16 protein-coding genes are annotated in these 14,360 nt (G+C 64.3%); 10 read left to right on the top strand and 6 right to left on the bottom strand.

What is annotated here, in order from left to right; genetic code table 11:
* Window positions 1–27: 27 nt before the first annotated feature.
* The 3 genes from lysS (at window position 28) to J2808_RS06210 (ending at window position 2,208) form a co-directional block, all read left to right on the top strand.
* On the top strand, window positions 28–1,560 hold the full coding sequence (gene lysS / locus J2808_RS06220) for a lysine--tRNA ligase (protein ID WP_309813260.1): 1,533 nt from the start codon (window positions 28–30) through the stop codon (window positions 1,558–1,560).
* A 2-nt stretch (window positions 1,561–1,562) separates the two neighbouring features.
* Window positions 1,563–1,742, top strand: coding sequence for a hypothetical protein (locus J2808_RS06215; protein WP_309813256.1), 180 nt, complete (start codon window positions 1,563–1,565; stop codon window positions 1,740–1,742).
* A 136-nt stretch (window positions 1,743–1,878) separates the two neighbouring features.
* The gene (locus J2808_RS06210; RefSeq protein ID WP_309813252.1) at window positions 1,879–2,208 is read left to right on the top strand and encodes a histone-like nucleoid-structuring protein Lsr2; all 330 of its coding nucleotides are present in this window, start codon (window positions 1,879–1,881) and stop codon (window positions 2,206–2,208) included.
* Between the two features lie 297 nt (window positions 2,209–2,505).
* On the opposite strand, the gene J2808_RS06205 is transcribed toward J2808_RS06210, so the two are convergent.
* Window positions 2,506–2,985, bottom strand: a complete 480-nt coding sequence (locus J2808_RS06205) for an anthrone oxygenase family protein (protein ID WP_309813249.1) — start codon at window positions 2,983–2,985, stop codon at window positions 2,506–2,508.
* Between the two features lie 235 nt (window positions 2,986–3,220).
* On the opposite strand from J2808_RS06205, the gene J2808_RS06200 reads away from it, so the two are divergent.
* The 7 genes from J2808_RS06200 to dhaM all read left to right on the top strand — a co-directional run bounded on the left by J2808_RS06200 (window position 3,221) and on the right by dhaM (window position 11,039).
* Window positions 3,221–4,087 (top strand): NAD(P)H-binding protein, encoded by an 867-nt coding sequence (locus J2808_RS06200; RefSeq protein ID WP_309813246.1) that lies wholly within the window; start codon window positions 3,221–3,223, stop codon window positions 4,085–4,087.
* 37 nt (window positions 4,088–4,124) lie between these two features.
* Window positions 4,125–5,075, top strand: a complete 951-nt coding sequence (locus tag J2808_RS06195; protein WP_309813243.1) for an AraC family transcriptional regulator — start codon at window positions 4,125–4,127, stop codon at window positions 5,073–5,075.
* A gap of 93 nt (window positions 5,076–5,168) precedes the next feature.
* The gene (locus J2808_RS06190) at window positions 5,169–7,661 is read left to right on the top strand and encodes an ATP-dependent Clp protease ATP-binding subunit (protein ID WP_309813240.1); all 2,493 of its coding nucleotides are present in this window, start codon (window positions 5,169–5,171) and stop codon (window positions 7,659–7,661) included.
* Window positions 7,662–7,987: 326 nt separating this feature from the next.
* Window positions 7,988–8,497, top strand: coding sequence for an amino-acid N-acetyltransferase (locus J2808_RS06185; protein WP_309813238.1), 510 nt, complete (start codon window positions 7,988–7,990; stop codon window positions 8,495–8,497).
* A 216-nt stretch (window positions 8,498–8,713) separates the two neighbouring features.
* Window positions 8,714–9,715 (top strand): dihydroxyacetone kinase subunit DhaK, encoded by a 1,002-nt coding sequence (gene dhaK / locus J2808_RS06180; RefSeq protein ID WP_309813234.1) that lies wholly within the window; start codon window positions 8,714–8,716, stop codon window positions 9,713–9,715.
* Window positions 9,716–9,717: 2 nt separating this feature from the next.
* Window positions 9,718–10,350 carry a dihydroxyacetone kinase subunit DhaL gene (gene dhaL, locus J2808_RS06175; protein ID WP_309813230.1) on the top strand — a complete coding sequence of 211 codons (633 nt, stop codon included), beginning with the start codon at window positions 9,718–9,720 and terminating at the stop codon, window positions 10,348–10,350.
* The gene (dhaM, locus tag J2808_RS06170) at window positions 10,347–11,039 is read left to right on the top strand and encodes a dihydroxyacetone kinase phosphoryl donor subunit DhaM (RefSeq protein WP_309813228.1); all 693 of its coding nucleotides are present in this window, start codon (window positions 10,347–10,349) and stop codon (window positions 11,037–11,039) included. Before dhaL ends, dhaM begins: the two co-directional genes overlap by 4 nt.
* 21 nt (window positions 11,040–11,060) lie before the next feature.
* On the opposite strand, the gene J2808_RS06165 is transcribed toward dhaM, so the two are convergent.
* The 5 genes from J2808_RS06165 to J2808_RS06145 all read right to left on the bottom strand — a co-directional run bounded on the left by J2808_RS06165 (window position 11,061) and on the right by J2808_RS06145 (window position 14,357).
* Window positions 11,061–11,354 carry a DUF3040 domain-containing protein gene (locus tag J2808_RS06165; RefSeq protein WP_309813225.1) on the bottom strand — a complete coding sequence of 98 codons (294 nt, stop codon included), beginning with the start codon at window positions 11,352–11,354 and terminating at the stop codon, window positions 11,061–11,063.
* A gap of 540 nt (window positions 11,355–11,894) precedes the next feature.
* Window positions 11,895–12,386, bottom strand: a complete 492-nt coding sequence (locus tag J2808_RS06160) for a hypothetical protein (protein WP_397427995.1) — start codon at window positions 12,384–12,386, stop codon at window positions 11,895–11,897.
* 37 nt (window positions 12,387–12,423) lie between these two features.
* Entirely contained in the window at window positions 12,424–12,855 is a 432-nt protein-coding gene (locus tag J2808_RS06155) for a DUF3592 domain-containing protein (protein WP_309813220.1), read from the bottom strand.
* 2 nt (window positions 12,856–12,857) lie between these two features.
* Window positions 12,858–13,289 (bottom strand): DUF3592 domain-containing protein, encoded by a 432-nt coding sequence (locus J2808_RS06150; RefSeq protein WP_309813216.1) that lies wholly within the window; start codon window positions 13,287–13,289, stop codon window positions 12,858–12,860.
* Window positions 13,290–13,355: 66 nt separating this feature from the next.
* On the bottom strand, window positions 13,356–14,357 hold the full coding sequence (locus tag J2808_RS06145; RefSeq protein ID WP_397427994.1) for an A/G-specific adenine glycosylase: 1,002 nt from the start codon (window positions 14,355–14,357) through the stop codon (window positions 13,356–13,358).
* Window positions 14,358–14,360: the final 3 nt, after the last annotated feature.

Here is a 14,360-nt window from a genome sequence, read left to right as displayed (position 1 = left end):
GCTGAACTCCCGGTAAACTTGGGGATTGTGACTTCCCAAAACACCCCCGCCCCCAAAAATGCCCCCGAGCCCCTCGACGCCAGCGAGCAGATGCGCATCCGCATGGAGAAGCGCGCCAAGCTGATCGAGCGCGGCACCGAGGCGTATCCGGTGGGTGTGGAACGCACACACTCCCTCACCGAGATCCGCGAAAAGTACGCGCACCTTGAAGCGGACGACACCACCGGCGATGTTGTGGGCGTCACCGGCCGCATCGTGTTCGTCCGCAACACGGGCAAACTGTGCTTCGCCACCCTGCAGGAAGGCGGCGTTGACGGCAAGGGCACCCGACTCCAGGCCATGCTCAGCCTCGCTAACGTGGGCGAGGAAGCACTCGCGGACTGGAAGGCTTTGGTGGACCTGGGCGACCACGTATTCATCAAGGGCGAGGTGATTTCCTCCCGCCGCGGCGAGCTGTCCGTGATGGCCGAGTCCTGGTCCATGGCTTCCAAGGCGCTGCGCCCGCTGCCTGTGCTGCACGCGGAACTGAACGAGGAAACCCGCGTCCGCCAGCGCTACGTGGACCTGATGGTGCGCGACGAGGCCCGTGAAATGGTGTACACCCGCGCCTCCATTACACGCTCCATCCGCGAGAGCCTGCACCGCCACAACTATGTGGAGGTGGAAACCCCCATTCTGCAACTGGTCCACGGCGGCGCCCTGGCGCGTCCGTTCGAGACGCACATGAACGCGTTCGACCAGAAGATGACCCTGCGCATTGCCACCGAGCTGTACCTCAAGCGCGCCGTGGTGGGCGGAATCGACCGCGTCTACGACATGGGCCGCGTGTTCCGGAACGAGGGCGTGGACTCCACCCACAGCCCCGAATTCACCACGCTTGAGTGCTATGAGGCCTGGGCGGACCAGTTCGTGATGGCCGAGCGCATCAAGGAAATCATTCTCGACGCCGCGGACGCCGTGGGTGCCGGCCGCACCCTCCAGACCGAAGCCGGGGAAATCAACCTCGACGGCGACTGGGCGTGGGTTTCGGTCTACCCGGGCCTTTCCGACGCCGTTGGCCAGGAGGTCACGCCGGACACGTCGCTCGAGGTGCTGCGCGAAATTGCCGCCAAGCACGAGGTCAAGGCGGACCCGAAATGGGACGCCGAGAAACTGGCCGTGGAACTGTTCGGCGAAATCGTGGAGCCCACGCTCCTGAACCCGACGTTTGTTTACGATTACCCGCCGTCCGCCCAGCCGCTGGCCCGCCCGCACCGCGAAGACGGGCGGCTGATCGAAGCCTGGGACCTGATCATCGGCGGCATGGAACGCGGCACGGCGTTCTCCGAACTCATTGACCCGGTCATCCAGCGTGAGCGGCTCACCGAACAGTCCCGGCACGCAGCCGCCGGCGACGTCGAGGCCATGCAGCTGGACGAGGACTTCCTCCGCGCCCTCGAATACGGTGCCCCGCCCATGGGCGGAATTGGCCTGGGCATCGATCGCCTGGTGATGCTGTTCACCGGCGCAGGCATCCGCGAAACCATCCTGTTCCCCCTCCTGAAGCCCGAAGGGCACTGACAATGGAATATGTTGCCGTACTGCTGCCGTCATTGGTGGTTGGCCTGATCTTCTGGTTTGCCATGAAATCGATTTTTAATGCCGATAAGTCCGAGCGGCAGGCGGAAGCGCGCGCACAGGCCGAGGCCGAAGAGCGTGCTGCCAAGCAATTGAACGGCCCGGACACGGACCCCCGTAAATAAATCGAAAGAACTTTATGTGGATATCCACATGGAACGATTCGGTGCTTTGACGCGTTGCCGTAAAGAGGGATACTTTTTATGGGAAACATCCTGCTTTTCTGCAGACCCGAACCCATTCCAAGAGGAAGTCTTATAAATGGCACAGAAAGTAAACATCATCCTCGTAGATGATCTGGATGGGGGATCCGCGGACGAGAATGTCCGGTTTGGCCTTGACGGGGTCAGCTACGAAATCGATCTGTCGGCGGCAAATGCGGCCGAGCTTCGTTCAAGCCTGGAGCGCTTTGTCGCGTCGGCACGCAAAACGTCGGCGGGGCGGGCTACCCGTACCAAGGCCGCACTGACCGGCCGCGGCAACGATTCGGCACAGATCCGTCAGTGGGCACGCGATAACGGCTACACGGTCAACAGCCGCGGCCGAATTCAGGCCGAAATCCAGGAAGCCTACCAAAAGGCCAATTCCTAGGATGCTCTCTTCGGGACGCCTGGAGCCCTGTTCTGCCATCCGGCGGGACAGGGTTTTTTGCTGCCAAATGAATAACGTGCCCCCGCACGGACATTGAGACCCATTGCTGTTGGCGATTATTGGCAGCTCCGCGGCCTTGTTCCTTATCTTGCGCACCTCTTGAACCCCCGGTTTGCTGGCCTTTGCCGGGCCAATGTGGGCGTCATTCGCTATTCCCCGGAAAATGGGCGGTATCTACGGCACGGACTTCACTCTTAGCTCCAATGATGTGAAGGCGAGGGGCGGGGGCGGCGCGCCTCAGGGTTGTCCCAGCGAGGCCCAGGCGACACAGAGAGCCACGAGTGCCGCCAGCGACAGCCACGTGCGGTGGATGTTCCAGCGCGTCCACGGGCGTTCGAAGGATTTCCTGCCGATTGCCGTCTCGCCGGCCGCGGCCGCGTGTCCGAGCCTGTTATTCAGTGGGATGCTCACCCCGAAGGTGATGGCCAGGGTAGCTGTATAGCAAGCCAGGGCAACGGAGGCGGGCAGGGCGCTGTCCAGCCCCATGGCCCACGAATAGGCGGTCGCGCCCATCAAGGCCAGGAAGGCCCCGACGAAGCTCAGCGCAAACACTGGGTTCTGGATGGCCGTGTTGATCCGGGACATGGCACTGACAAAAGTCGCGTCGTCCACGGCACGCAACCCAGGCATCACGGAACAGGCGTAGGAGTAGTACAGCCCCCCGATCCCGGCCAGGGCCACGGTGGCGGCGGACATGAGCAGGGTGATGGGTAGCATGGCTCCAGTCCTTTTTGCCCGGGGCGGTCCGTCCCGGCGGTAGTTGCTTGGAAATCTGGGCAGCATCGAGGATGAAACCCTGGCCTGACGCTACCTCCGTTTGGGAATGCCGTGCCGGTCAATCGGTCGGCAAATGCACACACTGATACGCCGGCGAATGAAGTTGAGTGACTGGCATATGCCGATCGTCCGGAGCGCTTGGTTCGATTGAACTATGGAAAACAAACAGCCCCGAGTGGCGACTCATCTGACGGACAACGGCACGATCCTCGTCATCGGCGGCACCGGCAAAACCGGCCGCCGCGTCGCGGAGCGACTCGTCGAACGCGGCGTTCCTGTCCGCATCGGTTCACGCTCCGGTTACCCGGTCTTTGACTGGGACGACGCCAGCACCTGGGATGCTGCGCTCGAAGGAATCGAGAAGGCCTACGTAACCTACTACCCGGACCTTGCCTTTCCCGGGGTGTCCGAACTGATTGCCGGGTTTGCCAGGGCAGCCGTGGTCCATGGTGTGAAGAAGATCGTCCTCCTGTCAGGCCGCGGGGAGGACGGCGCCTTGGCGAGTGAGGAGTCAGTCCGCCAATCAGGAATCGCTTGGACCATCGTGCGGTGCAACTGGTTCAACCAGAACTTCAATGAGAGCTTCTTCCTGGGCCCAGTGCTGGATGGTGCTATCTCCATCCCGGCCGGGGACGCGGTGGAGCCCTTCGTTGATGCCGGCGACATTGCGGACGTCGCCGTGGCAGCCCTGACCGAACCAGGCCACGACGGCCAAGTGTATGAATTGTCCGGACCACGACTCCTGGGCTTCCATGAAGTGGCCAGGGAGATCAGTGCGGCAACCGGCCGGAACGTGGTGTACAGCCCGGTGTCGGCGGCGGAGTACGAAGCCATTCTGGCCAAGGAAGGCCTGCCCCGGGATTTTGTAGACCTCTTCACTCTGATTCTTGACGGGCGCAATGCGTCCCTGGCTGACGGTATCCAGCGTGCCCTCGGCCGCGAGCCGAAGGACTTCAGCGAGTTCGCCCGAGAAGCGGCAGCGTCAGGTATTTGGGACGTGGCTGGAGAGTCGACTGCCTCGAGGAGAGCCTCCATTATTTAGAACGCCATATTCATGTGCAATCGTCTAGGATCATTCTGTGGATCCGCTGGCTGATTTCCTCGATGGGCCGAGGGCCCGCAACGCCTTCCTTTTGCAGGTCAAGATGTCACCGCCGTGGTCCATCAAGGTGAAGGATGACGCCCCGCTGACCGTCGTGGCCCTGCTGCAAGGCTCCGCGTACTTCCGGCAGCGAAACGGCAAGCCCGTGCAGCTGGCGCCCGGCTCTCTGCTTTTGATCCGCGATCCGGCGGCGTACGTCCTGGCGGACAACCCGGGCCGGGAGCCCGCATACTTCATCGGAATAGACCAGACCTGTTCGGGCCCCCACGGCGAGGACCTTGTCCAGGACCTGCGCACCGGACTGCGGAGTTGGGGCAACGATCCCGAGGGCCGGGATGCCATGCTGGTTGGCACCTACCGCAGCAGCGGCGAAGTAGGGGACATCCTGCTGTCATCCCTGCCGCCGTTTGTGGTGGTCCAGGCGGCCGATAATCCCATCGTCACCGTGCTGCGGCAGGAAATCGATCGTGACGGGATAGCCCAGGCAAGCGTTCTCGACCGGCTTTTGGACCTGCTGCTCATCAGCGCCGTCCGGTCCTGGACTGGCGGGCTTCCGGACGCGGAGCGCAATTGGCTGACGGCGGACCGGGACCCGGCTGTCCAGCAGGCCATCCGACTCATTCATGGCTCGCCGGATAAGCCCTGGACGGTGGAATCGCTCGCCGGGAGCGTCGGAGTCTCACGCGCCTCGTTGGCCCGCCGCTTCCATGAACGCGTCGGAAAGCCGCCCATGACCTACCTGAATCAGTGGCGTCTGGCAAAGGCGGCTGACCTGATGAGCGATCCAGAGCTCACGCTCACCACAATTTCCCGCCAGGTTGGCTATGCGAGCCCCTTTAGCTTCAGCTCAGCGTTCAAGCGGAGGTACGGCGTGAGCCCCCAGGAATACCGACGGCGGCAGCCGGCAGCCTCGATTCCCGTCACCTGAGAATCACCACGGTTTCCCCTGTGGCGAACACGCTCCACAAGTCGGGATCGGCCACGTAGCATCAAAGTACGTTGTAGCTAGGAGTGTGGCGAAATGTTTGAGCGATTTACGGACCGTGCCCGTCGCGTCGTTGTGCTTGCCCAAGAAGAGGCACGCATGCTTAACCACAATTACATTGGTACCGAACACATCCTCTTGGGTCTGATCCATGAGGGTGAAGGCGTGGCCGCCAAGGCTCTCGAGTCCTTGAGCATTTCGCTCGACGGTGTCCGGGAACAGGTGCAGGAGATCATCGGCCAGGGCCAGCAGGCCCCGTCCGGTCACATTCCCTTCACGCCCCGCGCCAAGAAGGTGCTGGAACTTTCCCTGCGCGAAGCGCTGCAGCTGGGCCACAACTACATCGGCACGGAGCACATCCTGCTGGGACTCATCCGCGAAGGTGAGGGCGTAGCTGCCCAGGTGCTCGTGAAGCTCGGCGCTGACCTCAACAGGGTCCGCCAGCAGGTCATCCAGCTGCTCTCCGGCTACCAGGGCAAGGAAACCACCGGCGCTGGCGTCGGCCCGGGCCAGCCCGAAGGCACTCCTGCCGGTTCCGTGGTCCTGGACCAGTTCGGCCGCAACCTGACCCAGGCTGCGCGCGAGAACAAGCTGGACCCGGTGATCGGCCGCGAGTCCGAGATGGAACGCGTGATGCAGGTCCTCTCGCGCCGTACCAAGAACAACCCCGTCCTGATCGGCGAGCCCGGCGTCGGCAAGACCGCCGTCGTCGAAGGCCTCGCCCAGGCGATTGTCCGCGGCGACGTCCCCGAGACCATCAAGGACAAGCAGCTCTACACCCTGGACCTCGGGTCCCTGGTGGCTGGCTCCCGGTACCGCGGTGACTTCGAAGAGCGCTTGAAGAAGGTCCTCAAGGAAATCCGCACCCGCGGCGACATCATCCTCTTCATTGACGAGATCCACACCCTCGTTGGTGCGGGTGCCGCCGAAGGTGCCATCGATGCTGCGTCCATCCTCAAGCCCATGCTGGCCCGCGGTGAACTGCAGACCATCGGCGCCACCACGCTGGATGAGTACCGCAAGCACATCGAGAAGGACGCTGCGCTGGAGCGCCGCTTCCAGCCGATCCAGGTCAAGGAGCCCTCCGTCGCACACGCGATCGAGATCCTCAAGGGCCTGCGTGACCGCTACGAGGCACACCACCGTGTCACCATCACCGACGGCGCCCTCGCCTCGGCTGCGAGCCTCGCCGAACGCTACATCTCGGACCGCTTCCTGCCGGACAAGGCCATCGACCTGATCGACGAGGCCGGTGCCCGCCTGCGCATCCGCCGGATGACCGCCCCGCCGGAGCTGAAGGCCATGGACGAGCGGATCGCCAAGCTGAAGATGGAGAAGGAATCCGCCATTGACGCGCAGGACTTCGAAGGCGCAGCGGCACTCCGGGACAAGGAGCAGAAGCTCATCACCGAGCGTTCCGAGAAGGAACGCCACTGGAAGTCCGGCGGCATGGACGACATCTCCGAGGTGGATGAGGATCTCATCGCCGAGGTGCTGGCCAACTCCACGGGCATCCCGGTCTTCAAGCTGACCGAGGAAGAGTCCTCGCGCCTGCTGAAGATGGAAGACGAACTGCACAAGCGTGTGGTCGGCCAGAACGAGGCCATCAAGGCACTCTCCCAGGCCATCCGCCGCACCCGTGCAGGCCTGAAGGACCCCAAGCGTCCGGGCGGCTCGTTCATCTTCGCCGGCCCCACTGGCGTCGGCAAGACCGAACTGGCCAAGGCCCTGGCCGAGTTCCTGTTCGGTGAAGAGGACGCCCTCATCACGCTGGACATGTCCGAGTACTCCGAGAAGCACACCGTTTCGCGGCTCTTCGGTGCCCCTCCGGGCTACGTCGGCTACGAAGAAGGCGGCCAGCTTACCGAGAAGGTCCGTCGTCGTCCGTTCTCCGTGGTCCTGTTCGACGAAGTGGAGAAGGCGCACGCTGACCTCTTCAACTCCCTCCTGCAGATCCTGGAAGACGGCCGCCTGACCGACTCCCAGGGCCGGGTGGTGGACTTCAAGAACACCGTGATCATCATGACCACCAACCTCGGTACCCGGGACATCTCCAAGAGCGTGGCCACCGGCTTCCAGTCCGGGACCGACACGCAGACCGGCTACAACCGCATGCGTGCCCGTGTCACGGAGGAACTCAAGCAGCACTTCCGTCCCGAGTTCCTGAACCGTGTGGATGACGTTGTGGTGTTCCCGCAGCTCACCCAGGACGAGATCATCGAGATCGTGGACATGTTCGTTGGCCGGCTGGAGAAGCGCCTCAAGGACAAGGACATGGGCATCGAGCTCACGCCCGCGGCCAAGGTGCTCCTGGCAACCCGCGGCTACGACCCCGCCATGGGTGCCCGGCCGCTGCGCCGCACCATCCAGCGCGAGATCGAGGACCAGCTCTCCGAGAAGATCCTGTTCGGCGAGATCCACGCCGGCGACATCGTGGTGGTGGGTGTGGACGGCGAAGGCGACGACGCCAAGTTCACCTTCGAAGGCAACACCAAGCCGCGTATCCCGGAGATCGCCCCGAGCGTCTAACCAGCAACAGCCAAAGCCCCGCCAGCTCTCCAAAGGAGCAGGCGGGGCTTTCGCCGCTTAATGTCGAGTGGCTAAGTCCGGTGCCGGACATCAGCCATTTGCCGGCGCCTGCTCGTTCCTCGCTTTGACGGCGCCTACACAAATGCCTGACATCCGGCACCTCGTGCGTTGGCCTGCGAACAGCGAAGCGAGGGTGCCGGGGACATTTGTGTAGCTTGCGTCAGAGCGACGAAGGAGCAGCAAGCGGCAAATGGCGCCGGTACGGGAGCGCCCCAACCGCTGCGGCGAATCAACGCCACTTTCGCCGGGCCTCGTAGGATTGGGGGGTGACTGACTCCTTCCATATCCGCCCTGCCCGCACTGGCGATGTTGCCGCGATCAAGAGGCTGGTGGCGCCGCTGGCAGAGCAGCGGATCCTGATGGCCAAGGAGACGGTTGCCTACTACGAGAGCCTGCAGGAATTCCGAATCGCCGAGTCGGCCGACGGCGAAGTCATTGGCTGCGGGGCCCTGCACGTGATGTGGGAAGACCTTGCCGAAGTACGCACCCTGGCTGCCTCGGATGCGTGGCGCGGCAAGGGAGTGGGCCATGTGCTCGTGGAAAGCCTGCTTGAGGAGGCGCGCGCGCTCGGTGTGGCGCGAGTTTTCTGCCTTACGTTCGAAGTGGGCTTCTTCAAGCGCCACGGCTTTGAGGTGATGGCGGACCAGTCAGCGGTGGACCCCGTGGTTTACTCCGAACTGCTGCGTTCCCATGATGAAGGCGTGGCCGAATTCCTGGACCTGGCGCGGGTCAAGCCCAATACGCTGGGCAATACGCGCATGATCAAGTCCCTCTAAGAGCCGTCCGGCGTAAATCCAAGTCATTTTTGCTGGCTTTAGTCGAATTGATAGATAAACTAGGTGGGCTGCAGTTTGGGGCCTGCCGGTAAGGGACAGTCATTGGGGGCTGTCCCTTACCTCTGCCTTCAAGGCCGGAGGCTACCGGAGTTAATGCCGCGGTAGTAGGGTCAAAGTGCATCGTGTCGGACGAGCCCAGACCCCAGGAGTTCTGCCATGAAAAAGCTCATCAATGACCCACGTTCCGTAGTTGACGAGTCTGTAGAGGGCTTTGGCCTCGCCCATGCCCACCTCGTAACCGTCAGCGCGGACCCCAAGTACGTCACGCGCAAAGACGCGCCCGTGGCAGGGAAGGTCGGACTCGTTTCCGGCGGGGGAAGCGGCCACGAGCCGCTGCATGCCGGTTTTGTCGGGAAGGGAATGCTCGACGCCGCCGTGCCGGGGGCGGTGTTCACCTCACCCACGCCTGACCAGATCCTTCCGGCGACGCTCGCCGTAAACTCGGGTGCCGGCGTCGTCCATATCGTGAAGAATTACACCGGCGACGTCCTGAACTTTGAAACCGCCGCCGAACTCGCCCAGGCCGAAGGGGTGGAGGTCCGTACCGTTCTGGTTAACGACGACGTCGCGGTGGAGGATTCCCTCTACACCGCCGGACGCCGAGGGGTGGGCGGAACCGTTCTGGTGGAGAAGATCGCGGGCGCCGCGGCTGAGCGCGGTGACAGCCTCGATGCGGTGGCCGCAATCGGCGATCGCGTCAACAGCAATGTCCGCACCATGGGCGTCGCGTTGTCTGCATGCACGGTGCCGCACGCCGGTTCGCCGAGCTTCGACCTGGCGGAGGACGAGATCGAGATCGGCATCGGGATCCACGGCGAACCCGGCCGGCACAAGATCCCGATGGAAAATGCGGACGGCATCACCGACCGGCTGCTGGAGCCTGTGCTCAGCGACCTGGGCATTTCCGGCGGCGAGAAGGTCCTGCTGTTCGTCAACGGAATGGGCGGCACCCCGTTGAGTGAGCTGTACATTGTGTACCGCCGTGCCGCGAAAGTGATCGCGGACCGGGGAGCCACCGTGGAGCGCTCACTGGTGGGAAACTACATCACCGCCCTGGAGATGCAGGGCTGCTCGATCTCGGTGCTCCGTCTCGACGATGAGCTGACGCAGCTTTGGGACGCCCCGGTTCACACGGCCGCGCTGCGTTGGGGAGTGTAGCGATGCTGCTCGACGTCAAATGGGCCGTGAGATGGCTGACGATGTGCGCCGAGGCGATGGCCGAACACCGGGTGTGGCTCATCGAGCTGGACCGCGCCATCGGCGACTCGGACCACGGCGAGAACATGGACCGCGGCTTCCAGGCCGTACTGGAGAAACTGGCCGAAGCGCCCCCGGAGACGCCCGGTGGGGCGCTCAAGCTCACGGCCATGACCCTGATGTCCAAGGTGGGCGGCGCAGCTGGCCCCCTGTATGGCACAGCCTTCCTGCGCGCCTCCACGTCACTGGGCGACGCCCTTGAAGTTGATCCGGCAGCCCTTGCCGCAGCGCTCGTGGCTGCCCGTGATGGGATCGTAGCCAGGGGCAAGGCTGAATCCGGCGATAAGACCATGGTTGACGCTTGGACGCCCGCAGCGGAGGCAGCCCAGGCCGCTGCCGCGGACGGGACCGGCAATGTCCTCGCCGTGCTCGTGGCCGCAGCAGAGGCGGCCGAAGCAGGAGCGGTGGCAACGGAACCGCTGGTGGCCCGTAAGGGCCGCGCCAGTTATCTGGGGGAGCGCAGCGCCGGCCACCGCGATCCCGGCGCCGCCTCCAGTGCGCTGATTCTCCGTGCAGCAGTCGGGGCCGCAGCGTGACAGTACGCCTGATAGTGGTTTCCCATAGCGAAAAAATCGCCGACGGCGCCGTGGAGCTTGCCGCCCAGATGGCGCCCGACGTCTTGATGGTCGCCGCCGGGGGCACCGCGGACGGCAGGATCGGAACCAGCCTGGAGAAGGTCATGTCGGCCATTGACCAGTCAACTGGGGGCGACGGCGTGGTGGTTCTGACCGATCTTGGCTCTGCCGTTCTGACGGCGGAATCGGCGTTGGAGCTCACGGCGGACCCTTCCGGTGTGCTCCTCGCGGACGCGCCCCTGGTGGAAGGCCTGGTGGCTGCCGCGGTGGCCGCCCAGGGTGGCGCTGACGCGGAGGCCGTCAAACGGGCCGCTGAAGCCGTGTACGGCTCCGGCGCGCCCGCCCCGTCCCCGGTCAGTTCGGTTGCGGAAGGCTCAGTGACGGGCGCCGGACCGGAATTCACCGGGGACTTTGAGCTCATTAACCAGGCCGGCATGCATGCGCGTCCGGCGGCCAAGATCGCGGGTGGGCTGTCTGCCCTGAACGCAGAAGTAACGGTCAATGGTGTGGATGGCGCCTCCATGACATCACTCATGACTTTGGCCGCAGGCAAGGGATCCATGCTTCATGTCGAGGCATGGGGGCCTGACGCGGAGCGCGCCCTGAACTACGTCGGCGGGTTGGTGCAGGCAGGCTTCGGCGAACCGTAGGCGGCTGCAGGCGGGGCAGGATCAGGGTTTCCTGCGGCGCCTGCCGGGCCGGAGCGTGTGAGTGCCCATGAGCAGGTACGTGCCCGCCCCCATAAAGAGGAAGCCGCCGACGCCGACCACGATGATTTGTGTGCTGACACCGGTGATCAGCAAAGCCAGCCCGATCAGGAAGATCAGTGCCCCGAAGTACGTGGCTGCCTTGAACTTGAACCGGATTGAACCCGACGAGAGTCTTTGCGCGAGCTGCGGATCATCCGCCGTCAGATCAGCCTCCAGCTCTTCAAGCTGCTTGCGCTCCCGATCTGACAATGGCATCGGAACCCCCCGTCTGGCGTCCAGTTGACTCTCTAAATCTAACATTCACAGTGTTAGTAAAACAGACGCTAAGAGTATTGCCGGTGGAAGTCAAGAGCCTGCCTTGGAGGGCGGTGGGACCACTGCACAACCACCTGGATAAAAAGGATGGGCGCCCAGCAGAATTGGCAGACTTTGACTATTTTCGGCGATCAACAGAGGCCGGCTGGCGCGCGGGCCTTTCTTCCTCCATTATCGCTCAGGGGCGAGGCCAGCAGGCTTCCCGCCCGGCGCTGGCGCGGATTTTCGCCCCATGCGACCGCCCGCCAAGCGCATTTCAATGCCCGCCGGACTAATGAGCGGCTTCCCGCAGTTTGCTGCCCGCTGACGGTCGGTGAAATTATCCCGCGCCGAAATGTTGAATAAAGTCGCTTTACCGGCGGTGCGTAAAAACTAAAATGGGTAATTAACGAAAGGCGATTTCGAAATGCAGCCAAATACTCCCGCTTCAAGCGGGCACAACGGCATGCAATTCCGCGTGAGGCGGAACGAAGCCGCTGGTCAGGAGCTTTGCCGCAGGCCCTCGGCGTCGAGCACTACGGACGCGGTGACAAACCGTCCGCACTGTTCGCCAAAGGGGAAGTCCCCGCGCGGCCGGAAGTCCAGCGTACGCACCGGCAGGGCTTGTCCGCCGGGTGCGGTTCCGGTGGCAGTCACCGACATCGGAGCCTCGGTGAGGGAATCCAGGAACAGCGTGCCCGTCAACGTCCCATCGGGCGATGCCGTGGCTGAGCAGACACCGTCAGGACTGCAGCCCTGGTCCACGGACACCATGCCAGGGCGGAGTTCCACAGTGTCTTCCTTGCACGCACCGTCCTGGCACGCCTTCAGACGCAGGGTCCCCACGCGCGGCACGTAGGAAACCGGAATGGTCACCGAGACAGCTGACGCCTGCGCGATCGCCGGACAGGGCGTCGGGACCGGGTAGAAGTAGTAGCAGGACGTGAGTGCCGTCGTCGTCATCAGTGCCAGAAGAAGGCCAGACTTGCGCATACTTCAGCGTAGAACCGGGGCCTTCAGGGCGTCCCAGCTACCAGAGAAGTGACCCAAACATTGTTATCGCCCCTGCCCCAAAGAGCACCAAAATGAGACCTGTGGCCATCCGGCCTTTGGCGATGACGAACACCGGCAGCGTGGACTCTGCCGGGTTGGCCGGGTTGTACAGCACGGCGATGCGCTCGCCGATGATCGACTGGTCCGGACTGTAGACATCGGACTGGCCCAGCCAGCATTTGCCGTTGGCGTCCTCGAATTCGTAGGACGCCGCAAAGCGGTCCCGGCCGTTGCTCCCGGGCCCGTCCTTGCCATGCAGGTTGCCCGTCACCGTGGCGTCGGCCCGCGCCCACCCGGCCATGGAACGTTTGCGGCGGAAAGATGCGGACAGGGACAGGCCCGCCAGGATCAGGCCCAGAACAAGGAAAAGCCCGGGAAGCACCACAAAAACCAGCTTCAGGGAGTCCATGGTCAGCCCAGCGGGAAGGCGCCGGCAACCCAGAAAAGCAGCAGTGAAAACAGTGCGAAGAACGGCACCATGCACCCCAGTATCATTTTGGATTCGGACGCCACCTGGAACGACTGGTTGGGATTCACGGGGTTGTACGCCACCTCCACCAGCGATCCAGGCACCTGCTGGTTACGGTACGAAACCTCCGATTCGCCGGCGTACAGGGTGCCGTTCGGGTCGGCGAACTGGTATGTGGGGTAGAAGCGCCGGCTCTGCGATGAGCCGCCGGTGCCACCGGTCCAGCCGCCCACGTTGCCGGTGACGGTAGCCTGGACCTTCGGCCAGCTGGCAATCAGCTTTTCCTGGCGCTTGGTTTTACGCAGCGTTTGGACCAGCGCGATAACGGCCCCCGTCACGAACAGCGCCCAGATGATGTACAGCACGATTCTCATTAATTTCCCCCGGTTCGAGTCACCAGAAAGTATGCCATCCGGGCCGCGGCTGCCCTAAAAACCGCCTCACGCGGGGAGCCGGAAGCCGCCCTGGTGCAGCTCGGCCAGCCCATCGGCCAGCAGCCCGGCCAGGGCGCGCTCCAGCTGTTCGGGGGCGGAGTTCAGCCGGTGCAGCGCGGACAACGGCACGCCGATGCCGGCAGCGGCGAAGCCCAGGTCCGCGGGCTCCTGCTGGAACATTTCCGCCGGCACCGGGGCGTCCGCGAGCCGCAGCACAGCCAGCACGGCACCGCGGACCTGGCGGTCTGTGCCGTGCCACGCCTGGCCTTTGGGCGTGTACGACGGCGGCGGCTCGCCGGCTGCCAGCCAGGCGCAGGAGTCCCGCACCGGGCAGGCGGCGCACTTCGGCGCCCGCGCCGTGCACACCAGCGCCCCCAGCTCCATGACTGCCGCGTTCCAGCGCACGGAAGTGCCGTCGTCGTCCGGCATCAGTTCCGCGGCGAGCCGCATCTCCCCTGCAGTCAGGGACGGGGAGGGGAGTGCGACGCCGGAAATGAGGCGTGCGTGCACGCGCCGGATATTGGTGTCCACCACAGTCTCCCGGCGTCCGAAGGCAAAGGCGGCCACGGCCGCGGCCGTGTAGCTGCCCACGCCGGGCAGTGCCAGCAGCTCGGGATAGGTGCCGGGGACTTTTCCGCCGTGGTCGCGGACGATGGCGGCGGCGGCGGCGTGCAGGCGGAGTGCGCGCCGGGGGTAGCCGAGCCGGCCCCAGGAACGCACTGCTTCGCCCGCGGGTTCGTCCGCAAGGCCGGCCGGGGTGGGCCAGCGTTCCAGCCATTCCCGCCAAACCGGAAGCACCCGCACCACGGGTGTCTGCTGCAGCATGACTTCGCTGACCAGCACGCCCCACGGTGAGCAGTCCGGTTCGCGCCAGGGAAGCTCCCGCGCCGTCTCCGCGAACCAGCCCGTGATCCGTCGGTGCAGTCCGGTGAGGTGGCCGGCGCCGGGTTCAGCCGCGAGTGGCTGGGCCGCGATGGGGCCGCCCTGGGGTGCACTGTCCGCGGTCATAGC

The sequence above is a fragment of the Pseudarthrobacter sulfonivorans genome, from assembly GCF_031454915.1.
GTDB lineage: Bacteria > Actinomycetota > Actinomycetes > Actinomycetales > Micrococcaceae > Arthrobacter > Arthrobacter sulfonivorans_C.
The sequence above is the reverse complement of the archived record's forward strand: the minus strand, read 5'-3'. Positions and strand labels throughout refer to the sequence as shown.